The 23,389-nt window shown below is 32.1% G+C and carries 24 protein-coding genes and 1 riboswitch; of the genes, 14 read left to right on the top strand and 10 right to left on the bottom strand.

Annotation, left to right across the window (positions count from 1 at the left end):
- The 5 genes from RM697_RS03500 to RM697_RS03480 all read left to right on the top strand — a co-directional run.
- On the top strand, positions 1-1,732 hold a 1,732-nt coding region (locus RM697_RS03500; RefSeq protein WP_311426456.1), incomplete at its 5' end, for a T9SS type B sorting domain-containing protein.
- A gap of 10 nt (positions 1,733-1,742) precedes the next feature.
- Positions 1,743-2,660 (top strand): PorP/SprF family type IX secretion system membrane protein, encoded by a 918-nt coding sequence (locus RM697_RS03495; protein ID WP_311426455.1) that lies wholly within the window; start codon positions 1,743-1,745, stop codon positions 2,658-2,660.
- A gap of 12 nt (positions 2,661-2,672) precedes the next feature.
- Positions 2,673-4,595, top strand: coding sequence for an OmpA family protein (locus tag RM697_RS03490; RefSeq protein ID WP_311426454.1), 1,923 nt, complete (start codon positions 2,673-2,675; stop codon positions 4,593-4,595).
- Between the two features lie 130 nt (positions 4,596-4,725).
- The gene (locus RM697_RS03485) at positions 4,726-5,400 is read left to right on the top strand and encodes an SIR2 family NAD-dependent protein deacylase (RefSeq protein WP_311426453.1); all 675 of its coding nucleotides are present in this window, start codon (positions 4,726-4,728) and stop codon (positions 5,398-5,400) included.
- Between the two features lie 10 nt (positions 5,401-5,410).
- The gene (locus RM697_RS03480; RefSeq protein WP_311426452.1) at positions 5,411-6,586 is read left to right on the top strand and encodes a tetratricopeptide repeat protein; all 1,176 of its coding nucleotides are present in this window, start codon (positions 5,411-5,413) and stop codon (positions 6,584-6,586) included.
- A 41-nt stretch (positions 6,587-6,627) separates the two neighbouring features.
- Here the strand turns inward: RM697_RS03480 and RM697_RS03475 are convergent, their stop codons facing one another.
- Both RM697_RS03475 and RM697_RS03470 read right to left on the bottom strand, forming a co-directional pair.
- Complete coding sequence (locus RM697_RS03475) at positions 6,628-6,828, bottom strand: helix-turn-helix transcriptional regulator (protein WP_311426451.1); 201 nt, start codon at positions 6,826-6,828, stop codon at positions 6,628-6,630.
- Positions 6,828-7,274 (bottom strand): hypothetical protein, encoded by a 447-nt coding sequence (locus tag RM697_RS03470; RefSeq protein WP_311426450.1) that lies wholly within the window; start codon positions 7,272-7,274, stop codon positions 6,828-6,830. Before RM697_RS03470 ends, RM697_RS03475 begins: the two co-directional genes overlap by 1 nt.
- A 177-nt stretch (positions 7,275-7,451) precedes the next feature.
- Between RM697_RS03470 and RM697_RS03465 the strand changes: the two genes are divergently transcribed.
- Positions 7,452-8,117, top strand: coding sequence for a hypothetical protein (locus tag RM697_RS03465; RefSeq protein ID WP_311426449.1), 666 nt, complete (start codon positions 7,452-7,454; stop codon positions 8,115-8,117).
- Positions 8,118-8,193: 76 nt separating this feature from the next.
- On the opposite strand, the gene RM697_RS03460 is transcribed toward RM697_RS03465, so the two are convergent.
- Genes RM697_RS03460 through RM697_RS03450 form a run of 3 tightly spaced genes read right to left on the bottom strand, consistent with a single transcriptional unit; the run spans position 8,194 to position 10,463 of the window.
- Positions 8,194-8,703 carry a hypothetical protein gene (locus RM697_RS03460; RefSeq protein ID WP_311426448.1) on the bottom strand — a complete coding sequence of 170 codons (510 nt, stop codon included), beginning with the start codon at positions 8,701-8,703 and terminating at the stop codon, positions 8,194-8,196.
- Between the two features lie 55 nt (positions 8,704-8,758).
- Complete coding sequence (locus RM697_RS03455) at positions 8,759-9,961, bottom strand: glycosyltransferase (RefSeq protein ID WP_311426447.1); 1,203 nt, start codon at positions 9,959-9,961, stop codon at positions 8,759-8,761.
- Positions 9,962-9,989: 28 nt separating this feature from the next.
- Positions 9,990-10,463, bottom strand: a complete 474-nt coding sequence (locus tag RM697_RS03450) for a heme-binding domain-containing protein (RefSeq protein WP_311426446.1) — start codon at positions 10,461-10,463, stop codon at positions 9,990-9,992.
- 146 nt (positions 10,464-10,609) lie between these two features.
- Between RM697_RS03450 and RM697_RS03445 the strand changes: the two genes are divergently transcribed.
- The 3 genes from RM697_RS03445 to RM697_RS03435 all read left to right on the top strand — a co-directional run bounded on the left by RM697_RS03445 (position 10,610) and on the right by RM697_RS03435 (position 12,860).
- Entirely contained in the window at positions 10,610-11,173 is a 564-nt protein-coding gene (locus RM697_RS03445) for an adenylosuccinate lyase (protein ID WP_311426445.1), read from the top strand.
- Positions 11,174-11,310: 137 nt separating this feature from the next.
- Positions 11,311-12,654 (top strand): adenylosuccinate lyase, encoded by a 1,344-nt coding sequence (gene purB / locus RM697_RS03440; RefSeq protein ID WP_311426444.1) that lies wholly within the window; start codon positions 11,311-11,313, stop codon positions 12,652-12,654.
- Complete coding sequence (locus RM697_RS03435; protein WP_311426443.1) at positions 12,651-12,860, top strand: hypothetical protein; 210 nt, start codon at positions 12,651-12,653, stop codon at positions 12,858-12,860. Before purB ends, RM697_RS03435 begins: the two co-directional genes overlap by 4 nt.
- A gap of 35 nt (positions 12,861-12,895) precedes the next feature.
- On the opposite strand, the gene RM697_RS03430 is transcribed toward RM697_RS03435, so the two are convergent.
- From RM697_RS03430 to RM697_RS03415, 4 genes are read right to left on the bottom strand one after another with little or no spacing between them, the layout of a single operon-like run.
- Positions 12,896-13,441 carry a GFO_1091 family lipoprotein gene (locus tag RM697_RS03430; protein WP_311426442.1) on the bottom strand — a complete coding sequence of 182 codons (546 nt, stop codon included), beginning with the start codon at positions 13,439-13,441 and terminating at the stop codon, positions 12,896-12,898.
- 7 nt (positions 13,442-13,448) lie between these two features.
- Positions 13,449-14,024: a DUF4252 domain-containing protein gene (locus tag RM697_RS03425; RefSeq protein WP_489753210.1), complete on the bottom strand. Its 576-nt coding sequence runs from the start codon at positions 14,022-14,024 to the stop codon at positions 13,449-13,451.
- A gap of 52 nt (positions 14,025-14,076) precedes the next feature.
- Positions 14,077-14,628, bottom strand: coding sequence for a PG0215 family putative anti-sigma factor (locus tag RM697_RS03420; RefSeq protein WP_311426440.1), 552 nt, complete (start codon positions 14,626-14,628; stop codon positions 14,077-14,079).
- Positions 14,615-15,124 carry an RNA polymerase sigma factor gene (locus RM697_RS03415; protein WP_311426439.1) on the bottom strand — a complete coding sequence of 170 codons (510 nt, stop codon included), beginning with the start codon at positions 15,122-15,124 and terminating at the stop codon, positions 14,615-14,617. The genes RM697_RS03420 and RM697_RS03415 overlap by 14 nt, the downstream gene beginning before the upstream one ends.
- Positions 15,125-15,289: 165 nt before the next feature.
- On the opposite strand from RM697_RS03415, the gene RM697_RS03410 reads away from it, so the two are divergent.
- On the top strand, positions 15,290-16,714 hold the full coding sequence (locus tag RM697_RS03410) for a GFO_1087 family putative carboxy terminal peptidase (RefSeq protein ID WP_311426438.1): 1,425 nt from the start codon (positions 15,290-15,292) through the stop codon (positions 16,712-16,714).
- 41 nt (positions 16,715-16,755) lie between these two features.
- On the opposite strand, the gene RM697_RS03405 is transcribed toward RM697_RS03410, so the two are convergent.
- A complete protein-coding gene (locus tag RM697_RS03405) occupies positions 16,756-18,687 on the bottom strand; it encodes a TonB-dependent receptor plug domain-containing protein (protein ID WP_311426437.1) in 1,932 nt (643 codons plus the stop codon).
- A 64-nt stretch (positions 18,688-18,751) separates the two neighbouring features.
- Positions 18,752-18,953, bottom strand: a riboswitch (cobalamin riboswitch).
- 40 nt (positions 18,954-18,993) lie between these two features.
- Between RM697_RS03405 and RM697_RS03400 the strand changes: the two genes are divergently transcribed.
- From RM697_RS03400 to RM697_RS03385, 4 genes are all read left to right on the top strand, one after another.
- Positions 18,994-20,127, top strand: a complete 1,134-nt coding sequence (locus RM697_RS03400; protein ID WP_311426436.1) for an ABC transporter substrate-binding protein — start codon at positions 18,994-18,996, stop codon at positions 20,125-20,127.
- Positions 20,128-21,159, top strand: coding sequence for a FecCD family ABC transporter permease (locus RM697_RS03395; protein WP_311426435.1), 1,032 nt, complete (start codon positions 20,128-20,130; stop codon positions 21,157-21,159).
- A gap of 23 nt (positions 21,160-21,182) precedes the next feature.
- The gene (locus tag RM697_RS03390) at positions 21,183-21,953 is read left to right on the top strand and encodes an ABC transporter ATP-binding protein (RefSeq protein WP_432277876.1); all 771 of its coding nucleotides are present in this window, start codon (positions 21,183-21,185) and stop codon (positions 21,951-21,953) included.
- An 87-nt stretch (positions 21,954-22,040) separates the two neighbouring features.
- Positions 22,041-23,360, top strand: a complete 1,320-nt coding sequence (locus RM697_RS03385) for a DNA recombination protein RmuC (RefSeq protein WP_311426433.1) — start codon at positions 22,041-22,043, stop codon at positions 23,358-23,360.
- Positions 23,361-23,389 lie beyond the last annotated feature (29 nt).

The raw sequence follows: 23,389 nt of genomic DNA, 5'->3' as shown, positions 1-23,389 counted from the left end.
CGAGACCTTACCAGCTGATGAACCTGTAGAATGTGATTCAGTACCAACTGAAGTTACATTAACTGCAACAGATAATTGTGGTATAGCAACAGTTACGTTCTCAGAGACTGAAGCTGATGGTACATGTGATGGTGAAATTATTATAACAAGAATCTGGACGGCTGCAGACGACTGTGGAAATGAAACAATTCATACTCAAACATTAACTGTTCAGGATACGACACCTCCAACGTTTAATGAAGATCTTCCTGTTAATATCACTGTAGAGTGTGATGCAGTTCCTTCAGCAGCTATACTAACAGCAACAGATGCTTGTAGTGAGGCCACAGTTGTATTTATTGAAGAGGATGAAGTTGGTGCATGTATTGGAGAAACTATTATCACCAGGGAATGGATTGCTACTGATGCTTGTGGAAATGAAACGGTTTATACTCAAACAATCACAGCTCAAGATACAACAGGACCAATATTTAACGAAGAGTTACCTACTGATGTCACAGTAGAATGTGATGAACTTCCTTCAGCTGCTATACTAACAGCTACTGATGCTTGTGGAGATACAACTTTAGAGTTTGAAGAACTAGAAGAAGATGGTGATTGCCAAGGTGAAATTATTATAACAAGAATATGGACAGCTACTGATACATGTGGTAATGCAACAATTCATACTCAGACCTTAACGGTTCAAGATACAACAGGTCCTGTATTTAATGAGGACTTACCAGGTGACGCATCAGTAGAATGTGATGCTATTCCTGAAGAAGTAATACTTACAGCTACAGATAATTGTTCTGAAGCTACTTTAACGTTTAATGAAGCTCAAGAAGCTGGAAGTTGTGATGGTGAAGCAATTATTACTAGAACTTGGACTGCTTCAGATGTATGTGGAAATGAAACAATTCATATTCAAATATTAACAGTACAGGATACAACTGCACCTGCATTAGTTGGCGAATTAAACGATATTACTGCAGATTGTGGCAATATTCCTAACGTACCAGAATTAGTATTTGAAGATAACTGTTCAGATAATATTTCGGTAACATATAATGAGACTACTGAAAACTCAGATGTCAATTTAAATTACACTATAGTTAGAGAATGGACTGTAGCTGATGATTGTGGAAATTCAGCTGTATTTACACAGAATGTAGATGTTAATGTGGCAAATACATTAACAGCAATGACTGATGATTTATGTAACGAAGAAGATTTTGACTATGATTTATTCAACTTAATCTCAGGTAATACAGATGAAAACGGAACATGGGAAGTTGTTTCAGGAAATGCAACATTAAATGGAAACTTCTTAAATCCTCTAGGACTAACTGTTGGAGACTATATAGTTATGTATACAGATTCTAACACAGATTGTCCATCACAAGTGCAAGCAACTATTACAATCGATGATGATTGTGCAGTATTGCCATGTGGACAGAGTGATGTTATGATTTCTAAAGCAGTAACACCAAACAGTGATAATATTAATGATTTCTTTACTGTTGGTGGAATTGATACTTGCGGATTTACAATAGAATTACAAATCTTTAATCGTTGGGGAGCTGTTGTTTACCAAAACAACAACTATCAAAACGATTGGGATGGAACAACAATAAAAGCTTCTGTAGGAAGCGCAGGAAAAGTTCCTACAGGAACGTATTATTATGTTATTAACTTAAGAAATAGTGGATTGCAACCATTTGCTGGACCAATCTACGTGGCTACAAATTAAAACTTAACCTATGAAGTTAATTAAGTATTATATAACGGCTATTATACTATTCAGTTGCTTGAGTAGCATGGCACAACAGTTGCCTCAATTTACTCAGTACATGTATAACACCATCTCTATTAATCCGGCTTACGCAGGAAGTAGAGAAACGTTAAGTGTGGTTGGTCTGCACAGAAGTCAATGGGTTGGTCTCGAAGGAGGTCCTGTTACGCAAACACTTTCTGTTCATGCACCAATGCGAAACGAAAAAGTGGGATTAGGTTTATCATTTATTAATGATGAGCTTGGTTATGAAAATTTTTCATATATCTATGGTGATTTTTCATACACTATTCAAACTGGTGTAAATACCAAATTAGCTTTTGGAGTTAAAGCTGGTTTTACACATTATGGTTTAGATTCTGAATTCCAGAACGATCAATCTTTTGATCCTACTATTTTTGGAATTCAAGATCGTTGGAATTTTAATGTAGGTGCAGGTGCTTATTGGCACTCTAACCGTTGGTATTTAGGCCTTTCAGCGCCAAGAATCTTAACCACTAACCTAAATAGAGATGATGGCTTTGCTGCTTTAGAGCGTGTAAGTTATTACTTCACTGGTGGTTATGTATTTGATATTAGTGCAAACACTAAATTTAAGCCAGCATTCTTAGTTAAAGCAACTAATGGAGCACCTTTATCTTTTGATCTTACTGCTAATTTCTTATTTATGGAGAAATTTTGGTTAGGAGCTGGTTATAGAATTAACGAACAAGCTGCAGCGATAGGTGGTTTAGCAGATTTCCAAATATCAAAACAATTGAGAATTGGTTATGCTTACGAATATCCTATTTCAGATTTAAGACCATATACAAGTGGAACGCATGAAATCCTTGTGATGTTCGAAATATTTAAGAGCAAACGAATTAAATCCCCAAGATACTTCTAAAAGACTGTTACTATGAAAACAAAATTATTAATACTATGTTTTGCACTTAGCAGTACAGCTCTAATAGCGCAAAAAAAGTTAGCTGATAAGTTTTTTAGCAATTATGGCTACATTAAAGCTACAGAGCTTTATGAAGAAGCTGTGCAAAAAGGCGATAGCAGTGAGCATGTTTTAACAAGATTAGGTGATTGTTATTATAACAATTCTAATTCTGAAAAAGCAGCCTTATGGTATGGAAAAGCTGTAAACAAATATAGCAAAGTAAATGCCGAGGTTATTTATAAATATATTCAATCATTACGATCAATTGGTGAGTATGAAAAAGCTAATCAATGGTTTAATACGTTTAAAGAGATACAAGCTGGTGATAGTAGAATTAAATATAATCCAGATAATGTGGATGTATTTAGTAAATTATCAGAAATAGATTCAGACTTAATTGTAAATGTTGAAAATTTACCGATAAATTCTGAAAATTCAGACTTTGGATCTTACGTACACGAAGGTGTTATGTACTTTGCTTCTGCTAAAGGTGGTGATGATGAAAAGGCTTATTCTTGGAATGATGAACCATTCTTAGATTTGTATCAAGTTACAGTAGAAAAGGAAGACAATGGTCAATTAAAATTTGGAACTGCGAGCCAGATAAACTCATCTAGAATCAATTCTAAATACCATGAGGCTTCTATAGCTATCTCTAACGATGGTAAAACAATCTACTTTACAAGAGATAATGTAGACGGTAGAAACCGATTGGATTATGACAAGAAAGGAACTACACACCTTAAGTTATACAAAGCTACTTTAGATGAAGAAGGCAGCTGGGAAGATATAGAAGAATTACCGTTTAATGATGATATCTACTCTACTGGTCATCCAACCTTGAGCCCAGATAATACAAAGCTATATTTTGTTTCAGATCGCGAAGGTGGTCTTGGGCAAACCGATATATATGTTGTAGATATCATGGAAGATGGTAAGTATAGCGAACCAAGAAACTTAGGTGAAGGTGTAAATACTGAAGGTCGAGAAATGTTTCCTTTTGTTTCAAAAGACAATACGCTTTATTTTTCTTCAGACGGTTATTTAAACCTAGGCTTGTTGGATATTTATAAGTCTAATAACCTTAAAGGTGAAGCATCTGAGCCAGAAAACTTAGGAGCGCCTTACAATAGTGGATATGATGATTTTGCCTTTTTTATAGATAGTGCAGATGAGCATAAATACGGATATTTCTCTTCTAACCGTCCAAACGGAAAAGGAAACGATGATATTTACGGTTTTAATGCTTATAAATGTGTACAGACTATTACAGGTGTTGCAAGAGACTCTAAAACTAACGATGTCTTATCTAATGTAGAAGTACGTTTAATAGACGAAACTGGAAAAGTAATCAATACAGTTACAACAGGTATTGATGGTTCATATCAATTTAACGATGTTGAATGTAATACAACAGTTACTGTTGTTGGTACTAAAGATGATTATAAAGACGATCAGAAAATTGTTAGAACTGATGATGAAAACGAAAAAGTAATCACTGCAGATCTTACGCTAGAGCCACTTATTAATGATAACCAAATTGTTATAAATCCTATATTCTTTGATTTTGATAAATGGAATATACGAACAGATGCGCAATACGAATTAGAAAATATTGTAGATGTAATGCGTAATAATCCAGATATGGTTATTAAAATTGAATCGCATACAGATAGTCGTGGTGGAGATCGATACAACATGAAATTATCAGACAGACGTGCAAAATCTACAAGAGATTATATCATTTCTCGTGGTATAGATGCTAAACGTATAGAAAGCGCAATAGGTTATGGTGAAACACAATTACTGAACAAATGTTCTAATGGTGTTAGATGTTCTAAAGAAGAACATCAGTTAAATAGAAGATCATATTTCTATATTTTAAATGATTAAAACGAACCCAAATATACAATTGAGCTTAACCAGTAATTGTTAAGCCCCTTTCTAAAGTGTGTTGTACCCTCAGCGCACTTTAGTATTTTTAGGAGGTCTACTACTCTACTCTTTTTTATATATTTAGACCATGAAACATCTTGTCGTTTTATCTGGAGCAGGAATAAGTGCAGAAAGCGGAATTAAAACCTTTAGAGATGCCGATGGTTTATGGGAAGGTCATGATGTTATGGAAGTAGCATCACCAGATGGATTTAAAAACAATCCTAAATTAGTTCTTGACTTTTACAATCAAAGACGTCAACAATTGTTCACCGTAAAGCCTAATGCAGCACATTTAACACTTGCCAATTTGGAACATGATTATAAAGTAAGTATAGTAACTCAAAATGTAGATGATTTGCACGAACGTGCAGGAAGTACTAACGTTATACATTTGCATGGTGAATTATTAAAAGCAAGAAGCACCTACGATTCTTCAGATGTGTTTACGTGTAAATCGGATATTCAATTAGGAGATTTATGCAAAGAAGGATATCAGATAAGACCACATATTGTATGGTTTGGAGAGGATGTACCATTAATACCAAAAGCTATTAACATTTGTGAAACTGCAGATATTTTACTTATCATTGGTACCTCAATGCAAGTTTATCCTGCAGCCAGTTTAATGCATTATGTTAGAGAACATACAGCTATTTATTATATAGATCCTAATCCAGCATTGGTTAGGAACTCAAAAATTGTTACTATTGCAGAGTCTGCTACACAAGGCATTCAAACTTTTATTAATTTACTAAACTAATTTCAATAATATGATCAAATTCATATCATTCTTTTTCATTTTCGTAATAACGTTATCTAATGCTCAGTCTAAAACACAATATGTTTCAGAAAATGCAAATAACGAAGAATTAGCTTATGCTTTAGGAACAACATTAGAAGAAAGTATTCAGAATGATGAGCCTCAGCAGTTTTTAAAACAATGGCATACTGATAGTTTTAAAGAGCAAATTAGAAAGGAAATGAAGCTTGAAGAAGTTACTCCATACTACAAAGGGTTTTTAGAAGGTGTAACTAAAGGATTATCTGGCTTTCCTAATAAGTTAATTGCTGAATATAATGCAGATGCATATTATGATTTTATTGGTTTACGTTACGAGAAATTAGAACAAACGTATTATGCTTTATTTCGTTTTTATTCGGAATCTGAAGGTATTAATTACCATGATTATAAACTATGTCTAGTTGATGGAAAATTTATGTTTAGTGATGTTTATATCTATCTCACAGGTGAGCATTTTTCTGCAACTGTTGGCAGATTAGGAATACTTGCATTACCAAAAAATAAACTTGCAGAGGTATTTGGTATGGATAGCTCTAGGAAAGATTATGGATTTCTTCAAGATGCTATTAAATTAGCAAAGAAAGGTAGTTTTGAAAAAGCTTATAAATCTTTACTTAAAGTAAAAGGTGATCTTAAAGACGATAAATTCTTTTTATTGTTAAAATCACAATATGCAATGTCATTTGATATGGATGCTTATAATGCAAGTATTGAAGATCTTATGGAAACATTTCCTTATGACTCTACACTAAATATCCTATACATTGATTACTACACAGCTTTAGAGAAGTACGAAAAAGCAATGGGTTATATAGATCAGTTAGAGGAAGAAACTAAGGATGATTTCTTACGACTCATGAAAGCGCATTTGTATTATACGATGGATAATACGGAAAAGGCAATGGAAAACTATGAGTTTATCATTGAAAATTATGCGTTTTTTGAGGCTTATTCTGCCAAGCTTACATTACTAACTCATAGTGAGCAGTTTGATGATGCTATTGAATTATTGGACGAGCTAGCGCAAGATTATGAGAAATCAGATCTTATTGAATACATTGAGGAAAAAGATGAAAATGGTGAAAACATTTTAGAGGCACTAGTAAAATCTAAAGCTTATAAAACCTGGAAAAAAAGTAAATAATTGTTTAGAAGAAAATCATTAAGGCTATTTTAGAAAGACTACTAATCATCGTTACTCAATTTAAAAAAGTCATTCACAGGTTTACCAAACTCTCCAGAGAGCTTTAATGCCAAAACCGTTGAAGGCACATATCTATTGGCTTCAATAGAGTTAATAGTTTGCCTAGATACACCAATGCGTTTGGCTAACTCATCTTGAGTAATATTTAAAATGGCTCGCTCTATTTTAATACGATTCTCCATTAACGGTTGCGTTTTAAAGTATAATAGAATCCTAGTTGAATTAAGAACATAAAACTTAACACTTGGAAATCACCTAAATCTTTAAAGGATTCACCTCCAGACTGCACTGCATTAGAAACACCGAACTCTACATAAGGCATAATAACGGCATAGATAACACCTAGTATAAAAGCTATGGTATACGATTGCAATCTAATAGCATTAGTCATCTCATCCTCTTCTTTATCTCGGGCTAAAGAAATACAGAGTAAACCAATTACAAATACTTTTCTGCCAATATTTCGCATAAGTTCTATGTGCTCTGGAAATTGTGATTTTAATAGTATTAGACTAAAAAAGCTGACTACTAAAACAGCTCCTATATATTTAAAATAGTATGGCAATCTAAAATTTAGTACACTAAGTATACGATTACGCTCACAGTCTATAAAAGATTCTTTATTCATAACAACAAATACATTTCATATTAAGTAAAACTAATTTTACTATATGACAAATATACTTTACATTTTTGAATAATACAAATCTATTTCAATTTGAATTCTAAATTTTACACTTTTTTCACAAATAAAAACGGCAGTTAAGGCGACATTTTAATAGTTTTAGAAAAACATTTAATGATTATGAAGTCTTATACTATTCTTGGATACGTTTTACTCATGTTTTTGTGTTCATGTTTAAAGTATTCTCCTTCTAAAGTGCAAGATTCAAATGTTATCAATGGTTATAATTTAAAAAGTGGATTGCTCATAAACAATGGAATTAATCGTGGTTTGGCATTTACAGACTCTTTACAAAATACCTATGCTATAACTTATATTTCCGTTACCATTAGTAATGATAGTACTATTCCTATTCAATTTTCTACGAATTTCAATTTAGACTATGATCATCCATTAAAAGAAAGTGACGACAAATTTAAAGTTGTTATTTTACCAGAGCAGTGGACCTTTGATGGATTTGAAATTACCGATAGTATGATTAATGACATTTATCGTCGTCATAAACAACCTAAATTGCAACAAATATTGAAACCCAATGAAACCTTTAGATTTGCAATTGGTACTCTACGTCCTAGTCCTGCTAAAATTTGTGGTATCATTCCTAATGCTTTTTTTATAAATGACACAACAGAAAATTTTAAGCATTGCAATTGGCTAAAACAAAACCATAACACTTCTAAAACACCATTATTAATCGGTCTTAAGTTAGATTATTGTCATAATAATGGTAATGTACCTAATTGTATGCTTTTGCACTGTGGTACTATGTCCTATCCAAAAAAATAATTAAGCATATTAGACAAAAAAACCACTCCAAGACTAAGCTTAAAGTGGTTTAATAAAAACTAACTTAACTAATATATTATGATTTGGTGAAGATTATGGTAAAGTCTTCATCTACGATATCAATTTGCTGTGTTACTGCGTTGTAGACTTCTATTTCAAAACCATCAATCACAGTAACGGTTAAGGTATTACCAGAAATAGTGCCTACTATGTCATCATCTCCATTTTCTACAGTAACAGTGTTGCCATTTTGAATCCAAGTAGAATTAAGACCAAAACCTTGCTGGCATTGGAAATCTTGCATATTCTGGTTGTTTACAAAAATATAAGTAAAGTCTACAGAGATTTCCACATCATTATCATTAAAAAAGTCTATATAATTGCCAGCGTAACACATAGTTTCTAGTGCTAAATCTCTTGAGGCAGTACCATCGTTATTAAAATCGAAGGATGATTCTACAGATAGTGACGTTAGTAACCATTCGCCTTCTGCACTTAAAGTAACATTGCCTTCATCATCGGACGAGCAACTTGATAATAGTAAAATGGCAAAAAGGATTAAACAGGTTTTAAAAAGGGTTTTCATTATGGTATAGTTTTATTGATTTATACCATAGTATCGCTAGATTAATAAAAGGTCATCATTTATTTTTTTCAGCAATCCATTTACTTAAATATTTAGAGCTCTGTAAGGATTGATGCTGCAGTACTTGTCCTGTTACATTTTGTAAGCGATGTGTATTCAAATTTCTTAAGATTCTACTAACTTCTGCTTGAAAATTAGAAATGAAATTTAACTTTAAAAAGTTAGTGTTAAGTATATTAAAACCAATATTTTGAGAATCATAAAATTCACACTTAGAAGTGTGTAATTCTATAGCTCTTTGAGCAAAAGCTTCAGGAGAATCTTGTATATCGTTATTAGTTTCTGAATCTAAAAAAATACCTTCAGCTGCTACTGAAGTCATAATACTAGGTGTTCCATTTTTTAGAGCATCAAAAATTTTTCCTTTTAAACCTGCGCCAAATCGTAAAGGTGCTAAACATACTTTTGATTGCTGCATAATTGTATTTACATCTTCAGAAAAACCATGTACATAAAAACCTTCATTCGTATTATGTAATTGCTTTACCTTTTGAGAAGCATAGGCTCCATAAATATGTAAATTAGCTTTGGGTAAGGCTTTTTTTATGATAGGCCAAATGTATCGCTTTAGCTGTAATACTGCATCGCAATTGGGCTCATGTAAAAAATTACCAATAGTTACAAAATCTTTTCGCGATTCAAATGATGGTAGTTTTGCAATATCCTCTTTAGTAATTGATTCTAATAAAAAAGGAATGTAATGGAGTAATTTTGAGTCTACTTTTAAATCGTCTGTAAGTAACTGCATTTCTACTTTAGAGATAATTAAACTTAAATCACAACGATATATACTAGCCAACTCACGTTTCATAGTATCATTAAGCAAGTACTCACTATTAAATTCTTTATTATTCTTTACTGCTAATGTTCTACCCTTTCGTAAACCGTGAAGATCCTCTGTGTCAAGAATACGCAAGCTATGTGGCGAAAATTCAGAAACTCGCCAACCAAATTGCTCCTCAGAAATAAAACGATCAAAAAGAACTATGGTAGGTTGAAGATTAGTTATAAAATCATCAAAACTATCATGGTTAAGTTGTATTAAAATCTCTGTAATACCTAAGGTCTCTAAAGAGCAAGCATTTTCAGTTTTGTTATTAGAACAAGCAAAAGTAATTTCGTAACCATCGTCCTTAAAAAGTGTTATCAACTGTAGCATACGACTACCAGCTGCAGAACTTTTAGGTTCTGGCCACACATGACCTATGATAAGTAATGATTTAATACTACTCTGGTTTTGGCTGTAAACTATATTTTAAGCGTACACCTTTAGCCCAAGCAATCATTTCAGTGATCTGTGTTTCAGTTAAGCGAGCATCACCATGTGTCCAAGTGTAGGAGTTCAATGGCATTTCACCATCTTCTACCATTTCAATAAGTTCATCAAGTTTATGATCCTTCTTTTTTGTAGAATAACTATTCCATTTAGAAACATCAAAATGACCTTTACCATGATCTACATGGTTTGCCATCCAATAATTTACTGGTGTAATTTTATTATACCAAGGATAACGTGTCACTGCGCTGTGGCAATCAAAACAAGCTGTTTTTAAAGTCTTATGAACAGATTCAGGAGGATTTGTATCTGCTATAAAAGCATCGATACTAGCTAAATCGCCTTCATTTTTTTCTGGACCAAAAAATTGAGCAACAACAAAGGCAATTAAAAGTACTAGGAGTATACGTTTTACTAGTTTCATTTTGTGAAATTTGGTTTAAATTTACATCAGTTAGAGTTATTTTCGAAGAAAATAATAACTAAAACAAGTAAATTTACCATAATTAAATTATCGACACATTGTTTTTGAAAAAAAACACTCGAATAGATATTTTTTAGCACTTTAATTTGACAACAGAAGAACTATATAAAGAATTATCTTATGTAAATCATTCTAGAGACAATAGAAAACGTTACGCAGACTTAGTAATCAATAATCCTGATTTACTTCCTAAGGTTTTAGATATTTTATTAAGAGTAGATGATAAACATTCTGCCAGAGCAGCTTGGTTGTTAGAGTTTGTTGCTCGTGAAAATTTGCATGCTATTTTACCTCTTACAGAGCGTTTATTGTCAGAGATGCATCGTGTACATCTTGATCCTGCGGTTAGACCAATGGCTAAAATATGTGAATATCTTATTGAAGCGTATTATAAGGATGATGAAACTGTTAAAAACGTCTTAACTGCTAAGATGAAAGACCAGATTATCGAGAACTGCTTTGATTGGATGATTAATGATGAGAAAATTGCACCTAAAGCCTACTCTATGAATTCCTTGTATCTCTTAGGGCAGGATTATGACTGGATTCATCCAGAATTAGTTCTCATTTTAGAGCGTGATTTTCAGATGCAAAGTTCTGGTTTCAAAGCTAGAGCAAGGCATATTCTCAAGAAGATTAAAAAAAATTAGATTATACTGCCTTCTTTCAGGTGTTTTGTTTTTTAAGTCGTAATAAATTTAACACCAACAACTAAACACTAAAAACCAACGTCTAACTACTAAAAACTAACTATCTTTACGACTTCAAAAAATCAAATCCAAAACACATGTCCTTGACATCGTTAAATGCCATATCACCCATAGATGGTCGTTACAGAAACAAAGTTTCAGAATTAACAAACTACTTTTCAGAAGAAGCGTTGATTAAATATAGAGTATTAGTAGAAATAGAATATTTTATTGCACTTTGTGAAATTCCTTTGCCACAATTATCTGGTGTAGATGAAACTAAATTTGAAGATTTAAGAGCCATTTACAAGACATTTTCAGCTAAAGACGCTCAAGCAATTAAAGATATTGAATCGGTAACTAACCATGATGTAAAGGCTGTTGAATATTTTATTAAAGAAAGATTTGATACACTAGGATTAAGTGACTTTAAAGAATTTATTCACTTCGGTTTAACTTCACAAGACATAAACAACACTGCTATTCCATTAAGTATCAAAGAAGCTATGAATGATAGCTATGTGCCAGAATACTTTAAAGTTTTGGAACGTTTAAAAGAGTTATCTAAAGAATGGTCAGAGGTGTCCATGCTTGCACGTACTCACGGACAACCTGCTTCTCCAACAAGACTTGGTAAAGAAATACAAGTGTTTGTTGTTCGTTTAGAGGAGCAATTTAATTTATTAAATGATATACCAAGTGCTGCTAAGTTTGGTGGTGCAACAGGTAATTTTAATGCCCATAAAGTAGCATATCCTAAAATAGATTGGAAAGCTTTTGGGTCTCGCTTTGTGCAAGAAAAATTAGGATTACAGCATTCCTTCCCTACAACACAAATAGAGCATTATGATCATATGGCTGCGCTATTTGATTGTTTAAAACGAATTAATACAATTCTTATAGATTTAGATAGAGATATTTGGACCTATGTTTCTATGGATTACTTTAAGCAGAAAATTAAAAAAGGAGAAGTAGGAAGTTCTGCAATGCCACATAAAGTTAATCCTATAGATTTTGAGAATAGCGAAGGAAATTTAGGTATGGCAAATGCTATTTTTGAACACCTTTCTGCTAAGCTACCTATTTCGCGTCTACAAAGAGATCTTACAGATAGTACTGTATTACGTAATGTTGGTGTCCCGTTCAGCCATACATTAATAGGGTTTAAATCGACATTAAAAGGTTTAAATAAATTATTGTTAAATGTAGCAAAGTTTGAACAAGATTTAGAACATAATTGGGCTGTTGTAGCTGAGGCAATTCAAACTATATTAAGACGAGAAGGGTACCCAAACCCTTATGAAGCTTTAAAAGGGTTAACGAGAACTAATGAAGCTATAACACAACATTCTATATCCAGTTTTATTGATACCTTAGAAGTTTCTAATGACATTAAAACGGAATTAAAACAAATTACTCCTGCAAATTATACAGGCATATGAGACTAAAATTTACTACCGATATTTTTGCTATTATATGTACAGCACTCATAACTATTGGTTTTTTTGCTGCTGGTATATTTAAGGTACTTGACTATTTAATCATTCAAGCCATTTTATTTGGACTATTAATTGGTCTTATGATTCTCATTGCAGCTAAAGGAAACTGGTCTATTACAGAAAAAGAAAACCACCAATCTAACGATTAGTGGCCTCTACTATTAACATTTAAATACGTACTCTTTTACTTAAAAAAGTTTGTAAATTGAGTCATGTCTGTATCTTTAAAATCTTTAGATTCTAAAGCACTTGCCAACGACATGATGTGTTCTGGGTTCATACTATTACCCAATATTCTTACTAAAGCAAATCCTCTTTCATTAGCAGAACCAAAAAGTATAATCTCATCGATATCATCCTCTTCACCAAGAAGCTTAATTACAAATTTACCATCTGTAGTATTGCCTCCTCGCATGAGTTCTTCATACTTAGGGTTTTCTAAAATAGTTTTTACTTTTGCGAGTTCTACCTCATAGTTCTCCTTATTGTTTTCATCTAAAACAAAGGCCAACATATTTAACTTATCTACAGACTCATACGCATCGAGTTGTTCTGGTGTAAGTTCTTTTTCATCCAAGCCTACAAAGCTTGTAGGAATATCTAAAGTTGTAAAACCAGGTCTTAACTCATTATCTACATAATAGGTCTGTAACGTAGGATTTTGGTTGCAGCTGGTAAATGCTACAACCAAAATACCTAGTACTACTGTTCTTTTGATTAATGATAACATGCTTATCTTAATTACCTTTTTGTGCTTTCTTTAATTGCTCGCCACCAGGCACATTCATACCTTCTGTAAGTTTAGCAATTTTTCTTAGATCAATATCTCCTGTTAAGGTGAATAAAACGGTTTCAATTTCACGCTTTTTACCATTGATTTCAATATTCTGACCTTGAGTCATTTCTTTAATGCCATTAACAAACATTAATAACTCTTTTACGTGGTTTTCATCTTTACCTTCTTTTATATAAAAGTTTACAGTTTGATCACCATCTTTAACTCGCATTAGTTCTTCCATATCAGAACCGTTAAGGTATTTTTTAACTGTAGCTTTCATATCAGCAGAGATTTTTTCATCTCCTGTGGTAAAAACTTTTAAACCAGTGATGTTTTTTGCCATATCAATAATTTCCTGAGCTTCAGGATCATCTACATCTACTCCCATTTTAGCTAACATGCTAAACATTTTTTTGTTTACTACAACGGTTGTAACATTATCTAAATCTTCGTATTTATCAAAAATACTTTGACCAGTTGCTGCAAATGGCATTAAAATTACGGCTAGGATTAATACTAACTTTTTACTCATCATTTCTATTGTTTTGTTTACGTGAATCTTTGATTTCATGATTTCTTTAATTTAATTAATTACTTGTTTTTAATAATTTGCTTGTTTGTTTTGAGAATTCACCAACATAATTAATATGTTGTGCACCTTTTTCAAAATTCGAAGATGCTACGTTTAATGCATTAATGCTATTAAAGCCTTCTTGTAAGTTAGAGGATGCAACATTGAGTAAGCCAATATTGGAAGCACCATCATTGAAATTAGAAGACAACATAGCTAATGCGTCTTTGGTTTTTAAATACACTTCTTTTTCTTCTGGACTCATAACATATGATCCTCCAAAAAATGAGTCTATTCTAGGAATAAAAATTCCTAACATAACAATTGCTACAGCTGCAACAGAAATCCATTGATACAAAGTTTTTGTGTTCTTAGGTTTTAATGGAACGTCTTTAGTGTAATGCTCTTGTTTAGTATTTTTAAAGTACTGAAACATAACCTTATAAGATTCTAGGTGTGCTGGGACATTATCTTGTGCAAAATATTCACCAAGCATCTGTTCTTCTTTTAAGGAAGTTTCTGCATTATCGTACTTTTCTAGTAATTGTTCTATATTATTTAATACCATAACTATGTGTACTAGTTAATTTTTCTCTTATTGTTTTTCTTGCTCTAGAGAGTGCCACTCTAATGGCAGTCGGATTCATATCTAACATCTCTGCAATTTCTTCAAAATCATACTGTTCTATATCTCTTAACTGAACAATAATTTTTTGTTGTTCAGGTAGATCTTCGATAATTCTAGAAACCCAATCTACGCTATCATTAGCTTCTACCTGTTTTTGTAATGACACATTATTATCTTGATAATTACTATGAACAATTTTTAAATTTTGTGCCTGTTTAGATTTTAATCTATCCAGACAAAAGTTTTTAGTCATTGTCATAGAAAATGCCTCTACATTTTTATACTCTTCAATCTTGTGTTTGTTTTTCCAGAGTTTAAGTAAAATTTCTTGTGTAGCATCTTCTGCTTCTTCTCTAGAGACTAACAAACGTTTAGCAAGTCTGAATACTTTATCCTTAAAAGGCATTACTAACTGTATAAAATCAGTCTGTGTCATTTTGTTTGATTGGTTGAATCGGTTTTTATCCCTTTTCATAATTACGACGAGATAGTAAAACTTTTGTTACATACAATTGTAACTTTTTTTTTATTACTACAATATTGTAAGTAAATTTAGGGTTTATAAGACTGATAACACGGTTAATTGCTAAAACAAAAGAAAATGAAACATTACAAATCTCTTCTCCTACTATTCTCCTGTGCTTTAATTCTAAATTCTTGTTTTGAAGATCAAGATGATAATATTCAATTTTCTAATTTAGAAGTCCAAGATTTTGTTTGGAAAGGCATGAATATTTTTTATTTATATAAAGAAGAAATTTCAGATTTAGCAGATGATAGATTTGGATCTGATCAGGCCTATACAGAATACTTGCAAAGTTTTGATTCGCCCGAAAGTTTATTTGAAAGTCTATTATTTCAACCAAATATTATAGATAGATTTAGTCTCATTACCTCTGATTATATAGCATTACAGCAAGCCTTAACTGGCACATCACTTTCAAGTGGAATACGATTCTTCGGATTTGAAAATCCTTCTAATCCCTCAGAGTTTATTTTAGTAACTTATTTAGTCGCAAAAAATAGTCCTGCCGAAACTTCTGGAATACAACGCGGAGATTTTTTTAATCAAATTGATGGTATTTCATTAACAGCAGATAATGTTAATACTTTATTAGCGTCAGATTCTTTCACCTTACACTATGCAGACTATTTGGATAATGGTACACCAGAAATTTCAGACGATGACTTTGAATCTAATGGAAATACTGTTGCAATTACTAAATCTTTATTTACAGAAAACCCTGTGAATACTAGTTCAATAATAGATGTAGATGGCGAAAATGTTGGGTATTTATTATACAGAGGTTTTAGAGCTGATTTTGTTGATGAGCTTAATTCAGCCTTTGGAGATTTCGCAGCTAATAATGTGCAACATCTAGTATTAGATTTACGCTATAATGGTGGTGGTCGTGTAGATGTAGCTCAAGCTTTAGGGAGTATGATTACTGGACAGTTTACTGGTGATACATTTTCAAAATTAGTTTATAACGAAACGCTTCAAAATAATAATGCAACCTTTCCATTTGTTAATGATTTTAATAGCATAGCTCTAGATAAAGTTTATGTATTAACCACTGAGCAAACAGCTTCAGCAAGTGAATTAATAATAAATAGTTTAAGACCATATATAGAAGTTGTTCAAATAGGAACTAATACAGCAGGAAAAACTCAAGCTTCGATTACTATTTACGATTCACCTGAGTTTACCAATACTACTAACGTAAATCCTAATCATACTTATGCTATGCAGCCTTTAGTAGCAAACTCTATAAATGTAAACGATGATGCTGTACCTAATTCAGGTATTACACCTAATATACCATTAAGTGAGAGCGTATACAGTCTTGGAACCTTTGGTGATGTAAATGAACCTCTATTAGCTGCAGCTATTGCAGATATTCAAGGCTTAGGTAGAATCGGAAATTCTAATATTGATTTTGAATACGTTAAAACTATATTAGGACAACAGCCTTTTGAAAAAGAACTCTTTATTGAACAGTCGACAGTACAATTGAACAAATAAAAAAAGCCGCTTATTAAGCGGCTTTTTCATACTACAAAAGTTTATAGATTTAAATTAAAACCTAAAGTTACGTTTCGTCCACGTGTTGTAAACCCAAATAATTCCTGGTAATCCTCATTAAGCAAATTTGAAATATTAGCAAAAAGGGTCATATTATTACATAGTTTATGACTAATATAAAGGTCTAGTATATTGAAAGATTCTAGAACTAGTGTTTCACTCATAAAAGTGCTGTTATTAAAAAATGAGTCGTTTCGTTCATCATTAAACTGATATGATAAACTAAGTAAAGTAGCATCACATAATTGGTAATCTAGTCTTGTATTTACCTTTAATTCAGGTATCCTTAAATTTAAATTATCTTCAACTTTAGTGTAAGTAGCATTTGCATTTACTGTAAACGACTTACTAAATTTATATTGTCCAGTGAATTCAAAACCATTCGCTGTAAAAGATTTTTGGCTATTTTGATATTGGAATACAAAATTTCCAGTATCAACAAAATCTACAAAGTTTTCTTCATCTCTATTAAAATATACTAAACTAAATATTCCTTTATTGTTAATTCCAATTTCTGCTCCTAGTTCTATAGTAGCGTTTTCTTCTGGCTCTAAATCTGCATTTCCAAATGATGGCTCAAATAATTGAAATAAAGATGGTGTTATAAAGGCAGTGCTATAGCTTGCCAATCCTTTGAGGTATCCAAAATCAAAGTCCTTCTTATAGGAAGGATTTAAACTATAAACAAAATGTGATCCATATTCACTATGATTATTAAGCCTAACACCAGCGTTTACAGATAACCCAAAATCCGAAGTATATACCACATTGGCATAAGGATCTATGATGGTAAAATTAGCATCATCTGGATTAATATCTTGAGAAAAATTGTTAGAGCCAAATTGAATAGAGAAACTTTCCATCCTATTGTTTTGAGCATTAACACCAACTATAGTATAAAATTTATTATCGAAATTATACTTATTATAAGCATCAATAATGAAACTCTGTGCATTAAATCGAGAAGGGAAGCTTGATGATATCTTACGTTCAACATCATTGTAAGCTGCATTAAGTACAATACTTCCTCCAGTATACTTAAATTCAGAATTTAAACCAATTCTATATTGGTCAGTTTCAGATACATTATCTGCATCAGCCATACCAAAACTATCATCAAAATCAGCATCAAAATTATCAAAGCTAGCATAAACACCTAGTTTAAAATTATCACAGAATTGATATCCCAATTGTAACTTACCATTAACCGAATTAAAGGCGTCAGACTCGATACCACTAGAAATAGCTGATAAACCATCTGTGAACTGCTGTCCAAAATTTGCACGAAAACTAAACTTATCTACTGTGCCAGAAATGGCAACAGAGTTTCTAAAATCCTCTAAGCGATAATCTGATTCATTCTCTGCTTGGTTGGTTCCTAATGCACTGTTTACAGAAATTGCCACTTTATCTTTAGCAGCTTCTTTTAGTTTAATATTAATAATTGCAGTAGCAGCACCAGATCCATAAAGTGTACTAGATGCTCCTTTTAAAATTTCAATAGATTCTACCTGGTCAGAATTTAATAAACGCAAATCATAATCATTAGCAATTTGAGATGGATCAGTAACTTGCACACCATCAATAAGAATAACCACCTGCCTATTACGTCCTCCTCTAACTAAATAGCTTAAGTTTTGCCCTGCATTACTTCTTGCACCATTAATTTCAATTCCAGCAGTAGTAGCAATAATCTCTGCAATAGACTGACCTTTGCGTTGTAGCATATCTTTTTGAGAAATCTTGGTGATAACTTTACCAGAATTTTCACGTTTGAGTTTAAATTTAGAATCTGTTACTACGACTTCATCTAGTTGTTGGATGTTTAAGGAATCGTTAGGTTTGGTTTGTGCGAATCCTAAAGTGGTTGCAATAGAAAATATTGCAATAAGAACTCTTGTTCTGTTGTGCATTGTAATACGAATTAATCGAGAATAGTAAGACTATCTTACGTAAACTTTTATCCCGAAAGTTTGACTTTTATGTTTGAATTTGGCAGGTCTCCTGACTTGCGTCTTACTACTTACCTTCCCAATTCTATAGAATCAGTGGTTTTGAAGTTAGTAGTAAGCATCTTGATAGACTTAGCTTACAGTTGCGGGAACAGCTCTGGACTTACACCAGATTCCCTTTTAATTCATTCAAAACAACGAATGAAACCAAAATTCTGAGCGAAATTAAGCTTTTAATCTTATTTTTGATCTTGAAATCCTCATATTTTGAAAAAGATATTTTTTTTATCTCTTATACTTCTTTTAAGCTGTAAATCTGAAACTTCAAATCTAATACTAGATAAGATGGAAGGTGAATCGATGCATATAAAGTATGCAGAAGGTTTTAGTGTTAAGTACTTCGGAGACTACAAAGTATTAACCATCAAAAGCCCATGGCCAAAATCTCAAAAAGTTTATAAATATGCAATTACAAATAAAAATTCTTTTGTTGATTATAAATCTGAAGCATTTGAATCTATAATAGATCATAAGATTAAAAGCATTGTAGTTACATCAACTACTCATATTCCAGCTTTAGAATTGCTAGGTATTGAAAATGCACTAGTTGGTTTTCCGGGTTGTGATTATATCTCATCCAAAAAGACGAGAACTAGAATAGATAATGGACTTGTGAGAGAGCTTGGTAAAAATGAAGGTATTAATACTGAAGTAATATTGGACTTACAACCAGATTTAGTTGTAGGTTTTGGTGTAGATGGTGTAAATAAAACTTTTGAAACCATATCTAAAGCTAATATTCCTGTTTTATATAATGGTGATTGGGTTGAAAAAACGCCTTTAGCTAAAGCAGAATGGATTAAATTTTTTGGTGTTTTATTTAATAAAGAACAAAAAGCAGATTCCATATTTAAAACTATTGAAACTAATTATAGAAAAGCACAGTTACTAACTAAAGACACAAAAAGAAAACCAACTATTCTTAGTGGAGCTATGTATAAAGACGTTTGGTACTTACCTAATGGCTCAAGTCCTGAAGCACAATTTTTAAAAGATGCTAATGTTAATTATTTATGGGAAAATACTTATGATAAAGGCAGTTTAGCATTAAGTTTTGAAACCGTTTTTAATAAAGCAAAGTCTGCTGATATTTGGTTGAGTCCTTCGTATTATACATCTTATGAAGACTTAGAAAAAGCAAGTGAATTATATACTCAATTTGATGCTTTTAAAACAAAACAAATCTATTCTTTCTCAAATACTAAAGGGAAAAATGGTGGTGTTTTATATTATGAATTAGGTACAGCTAGACCAGATTTGGTGCTAAAAGATATTATTAAAGTCTGTCATCCAAAACTACTACCAGATTATACAACAGTGTTTTTTAAACCTCTACAATAGTTGCCATTATTAAAATCAAATAAAAACAGTTTCATTCTTTTAGTTATACTATTAGTATTATGCTTTATAGGAAACATAAGTCTAGGTTCTGTATCTATATCTTTTACAGAAATCATAGATAGTTTTTTAGTGAAATCATCTGACTACACAAATAAGGAATTTATTGTTCAGAATTATAGATTACCTAAGGCTTTTACTGCCATCTTAGTAGGCTCAGGTCTTGGTATTTCTGGATTATTAATGCAAACACTATTTAGAAATCCATTAGCAGGACCTTTTGTGTTAGGTATTAGTTCTGGAGCAAGTTTGGGTGTTGCTATTGTAATTTTAGGAGCTGGTGTTTTTGGTGGTTGGTTTTCTATGGTACTCATTTCAAAATGGAGTATTATCATAGCAGCGAGTTTAGGCAGTTTCTTGGTGTTATTAGCAGTAATGCTAGTATCTTCTAGAGTAAGAGATACAATGGCTATACTCATCATAGGACTCATGTTTGGAAGTATAACAGCTGCTATAGTAAGCGTGCTCTCCTATTTCAGCTCAGCAGAACAATTACAACAGTATATTTTTTGGGGATTTGGAAGCCTTGGTAACTTATCCTGGTCTGAATTGTTGATTTTCGCCTCAATTTATTTTTTAGGATTACTGCTAAGTATACGTTCAATAAAAGCATTAAACACCTTATTACTCGGTGAGAATTATGCTAAGAGTTTAGGACTAAACATTAAGCAAAGCAGATTTATTATTATTATCGCAACGAGTCTTTTAGCAGGTACAATAACCGCTTTCGCTGGACCAATTGCTTTTATAGGTTTAGCTGTTCCGCATATAACGAGACAGATTTTTAACACCACAAACCACAGTATACTTTTACCAGCTGTGCTTTTGTCAGGTGCTATAATAATGCTCATCTGTGATGGTGTTGCACAATTACCTTCATCAGATTATACATTGCCAATTAATGCTATTACATCTCTTATTGGTGCTCCAGTAGTTATTTGGTTATTAGTAAAACAACGTAAGCTTAATTTTTAGTGATTGAAAATATTAAACATATTGTGTTAAAAACTGAACATTTATCGATTGGATACTACTCGAAAAAACAAAGTTCAGTAATTGCTTCTAATATCAATATAGAACTACAAAAAGGTACTTTGGTAGGTCTTGTTGGAGCTAATGGTATTGGTAAGTCGACTTTATTAAGAACCTTAACAAAAGTTCAACCACCTTTAGATGGTGATATTTTTATAAACTCCAAAAGCATTAAAAACTTTACTAACATAGAATTAGCAAAAAGCTTAAGTTTAGTACTTACCGAATCTGTTGCTTCCAAAAATTTATCGGTTTTTGAACTCGTTGCTTTAGGGAGACAGCCATATACCAATTGGGTTGGTCAGTTAACCGAAGACGATATATATAGTATTACTGAAGCATTAATAAAAACTAACACTGAAGAACTTAAAGATAAAAAATGCTACGAACTCAGTGATGGTCAATTACAAAAAGTTATGATAGCTCGAGCTTTAGCTCAAAATACAGATTTAATCATTTTAGATGAGCCAACAACGCATTTAGATATGTATCATAAGGCATATATACTTAAATTACTACAAAAACTAGTTAAAGAAACTAACAAAACTATTCTGTTCTCGTCTCACGAAATAGATTTAGCCATACAATTATGTGACTCCATGATTGTTATGAGAGAAAAAGATGTTGTATCTCAATCACCAGGCAAGCTAATAGAACAAGGTGTTTTTGAAACACTTTTCCCGAAAGATCTGATAGGTTTTGATAATTCTACTGGAAGTTTTAGAGTTAAGAAATAGGTTAAATTCTCTTTCACAACAATACAAATTAATTATCTTTGAAGGTGCTGTATTACTAAGACTATATAAGCATCTTTTACTTTTTATATGAACGATAACCTTATTCTTATCCTTGCTATTTTAGTGTCTGCAGCAATTGGTGCATATATTGGAATGGTAATCACCAAACTAAAAAGTAAAGGCGAACAAAGTTCGCTACAGGAGCGACAAAGTCAGTTAAGTAAAACTATAGATGATTTAAAAGCTAACCTTTCAAAGTTAGAGCACGATAGAGAAGACATACGTCGTGAAAAAGAATTTTTAAATACTGAATTAACTCGAAAGTCTACTGAATTTGATAATTTACAGCAGCTTAATTTAAAACGAGATCAAGAATTAGAAGAGCGACAACAACAACTCCGAAAAGATTTTGAATTATTAGCCAATAAAATTTTAGAAGAGAAATCAGAGAAGTTTACCATTCAGAATAAAGAGAATATAAAAAATATCTTAAATCCACTTGAAGAAAAGATAAAGACTTTTGAGAAAAAGGTTGAAGATTCTCAAAAAGAAAGTATCAGTATGCATTCCGCTCTCAAAGAGCAGTTATTGGGTTTAAAAGATCTTAATTTGCAAATGACCAAAGAGGCAACCAATCTTACAAAGGCCTTAAAAGGCGACAGCAAAACACAAGGAAATTGGGGTGAATTAGTTTTAGAACGCGTCTTAGAAAAATCTGGTTTAGAGAAAGATAGAGAGTATTTTGTGCAGCAAAGCTTTAAGTTAGAAGACAACTCTAGAGTAATGCCAGATGTGGTGATCCATCTACCAGATAATAAGAAAATGATCATAGATTCTAAAGTATCTATTACAGACTATAATCGTTATGTCAATGCAGAGGATAGTGAAAAAGAATTGTACTTAAAAGCACATTTAAGCTCTATAAAAAAACATATTGAGCAACTCTCAGAAAAAAAGTACGAAGATCTCTACGATATAGAATCACCAGATTTTGTTTTAATGTTTATTCCTATTGAACCTGCTTTTGCTATTGCTATAAACGAAGACAATACTCTTTATAATAAAGCTTTTGAAAAAAATATCGTTATCGTTACACCTTCCACGCTTCTGGCTACATTAAGAACGATTGATACGATGTGGAATAACGAAAAGCAACAACGTAATGCTATTGAAATTTCTAGACAAGCTGGTGCTTTGTATGATAAATTTGAAGGCTTAGTAACCGATTTAACAGGAGTTGGTAAAAAGATTGATGCTGCCAAAAATGACTATTCTTCTGCTATGAATAAATTAGTTGAAGGTCGTGGTAATCTTATCACTAGTGTTGAAAAACTCAAGAAAATGGGAGCTAAAGCCAAAAAATCGCTTCCTGAAGCTATTTTAAAACGTGCGGAAGACGAGCAATAAATCATCGCTAACATTCCTTTAAAAAGGAA

Origin of the sequence: Microcosmobacter mediterraneus (assembly GCF_031846265.1) — a bacterium.
Taxonomy (GTDB): Bacteria; Bacteroidota; Bacteroidia; order Flavobacteriales; family Flavobacteriaceae; genus Microcosmobacter; species Microcosmobacter mediterraneus.
Note: the sequence above shows the minus strand (reverse complement) of the source record. Positions and strands in the feature narration are given on the sequence as shown.

Bases quoted from the DNA above. Each gene is read 5' to 3' on its own strand.
- RM697_RS03460 (WP_311426448.1), bottom strand. From the start codon at position 8,703: ATGAAAACCCTTTTTAAAACCTGTTTAATCCTTTTTGCCATTTTACTA.
- RM697_RS03410 (WP_311426438.1), top strand. From the start codon at position 15,290: ATGAAACATTACAAATCTCTTCTCCTACTATTCTCCTGTGCTTTAATT.
- RM697_RS03420 (WP_311426440.1), bottom strand. From the start codon at position 14,628: ATGGTATTAAATAATATAGAACAATTACTAGAAAAGTACGATAATGCA.
- RM697_RS03425 (WP_489753210.1), bottom strand. From the start codon at position 14,024: ATGATGAGTAAAAAGTTAGTATTAATCCTAGCCGTAATTTTAATGCCA.
- RM697_RS03415 (WP_311426439.1), bottom strand. From the start codon at position 15,124: ATGACACAGACTGATTTTATACAGTTAGTAATGCCTTTTAAGGATAAA.
- RM697_RS03385 (WP_311426433.1), top strand. From the start codon at position 22,041: ATGAACGATAACCTTATTCTTATCCTTGCTATTTTAGTGTCTGCAGCA.
- RM697_RS03405 (WP_311426437.1), bottom strand. From the start codon at position 18,687: ATGCACAACAGAACAAGAGTTCTTATTGCAATATTTTCTATTGCAACC.
- RM697_RS03450 (WP_311426446.1), bottom strand. From the start codon at position 10,463: ATGAAACTAGTAAAACGTATACTCCTAGTACTTTTAATTGCCTTTGTT.
- RM697_RS03465 (WP_311426449.1), top strand. From the start codon at position 7,452: ATGAAGTCTTATACTATTCTTGGATACGTTTTACTCATGTTTTTGTGT.
- RM697_RS03435 (WP_311426443.1), top strand. From the start codon at position 12,651: ATGAGACTAAAATTTACTACCGATATTTTTGCTATTATATGTACAGCA.
- RM697_RS03490 (WP_311426454.1), top strand. From the start codon at position 2,673: ATGAAAACAAAATTATTAATACTATGTTTTGCACTTAGCAGTACAGCT.
- purB (WP_311426444.1), top strand. From the start codon at position 11,311: ATGTCCTTGACATCGTTAAATGCCATATCACCCATAGATGGTCGTTAC.
- RM697_RS03485 (WP_311426453.1), top strand. From the start codon at position 4,726: ATGAAACATCTTGTCGTTTTATCTGGAGCAGGAATAAGTGCAGAAAGC.
- RM697_RS03430 (WP_311426442.1), bottom strand. From the start codon at position 13,441: ATGTTATCATTAATCAAAAGAACAGTAGTACTAGGTATTTTGGTTGTA.
- RM697_RS03475 (WP_311426451.1), bottom strand. From the start codon at position 6,828: ATGGAGAATCGTATTAAAATAGAGCGAGCCATTTTAAATATTACTCAA.
- RM697_RS03470 (WP_311426450.1), bottom strand. From the start codon at position 7,274: ATGAATAAAGAATCTTTTATAGACTGTGAGCGTAATCGTATACTTAGT.
- RM697_RS03495 (WP_311426455.1), top strand. From the start codon at position 1,743: ATGAAGTTAATTAAGTATTATATAACGGCTATTATACTATTCAGTTGC.
- RM697_RS03480 (WP_311426452.1), top strand. From the start codon at position 5,411: ATGATCAAATTCATATCATTCTTTTTCATTTTCGTAATAACGTTATCT.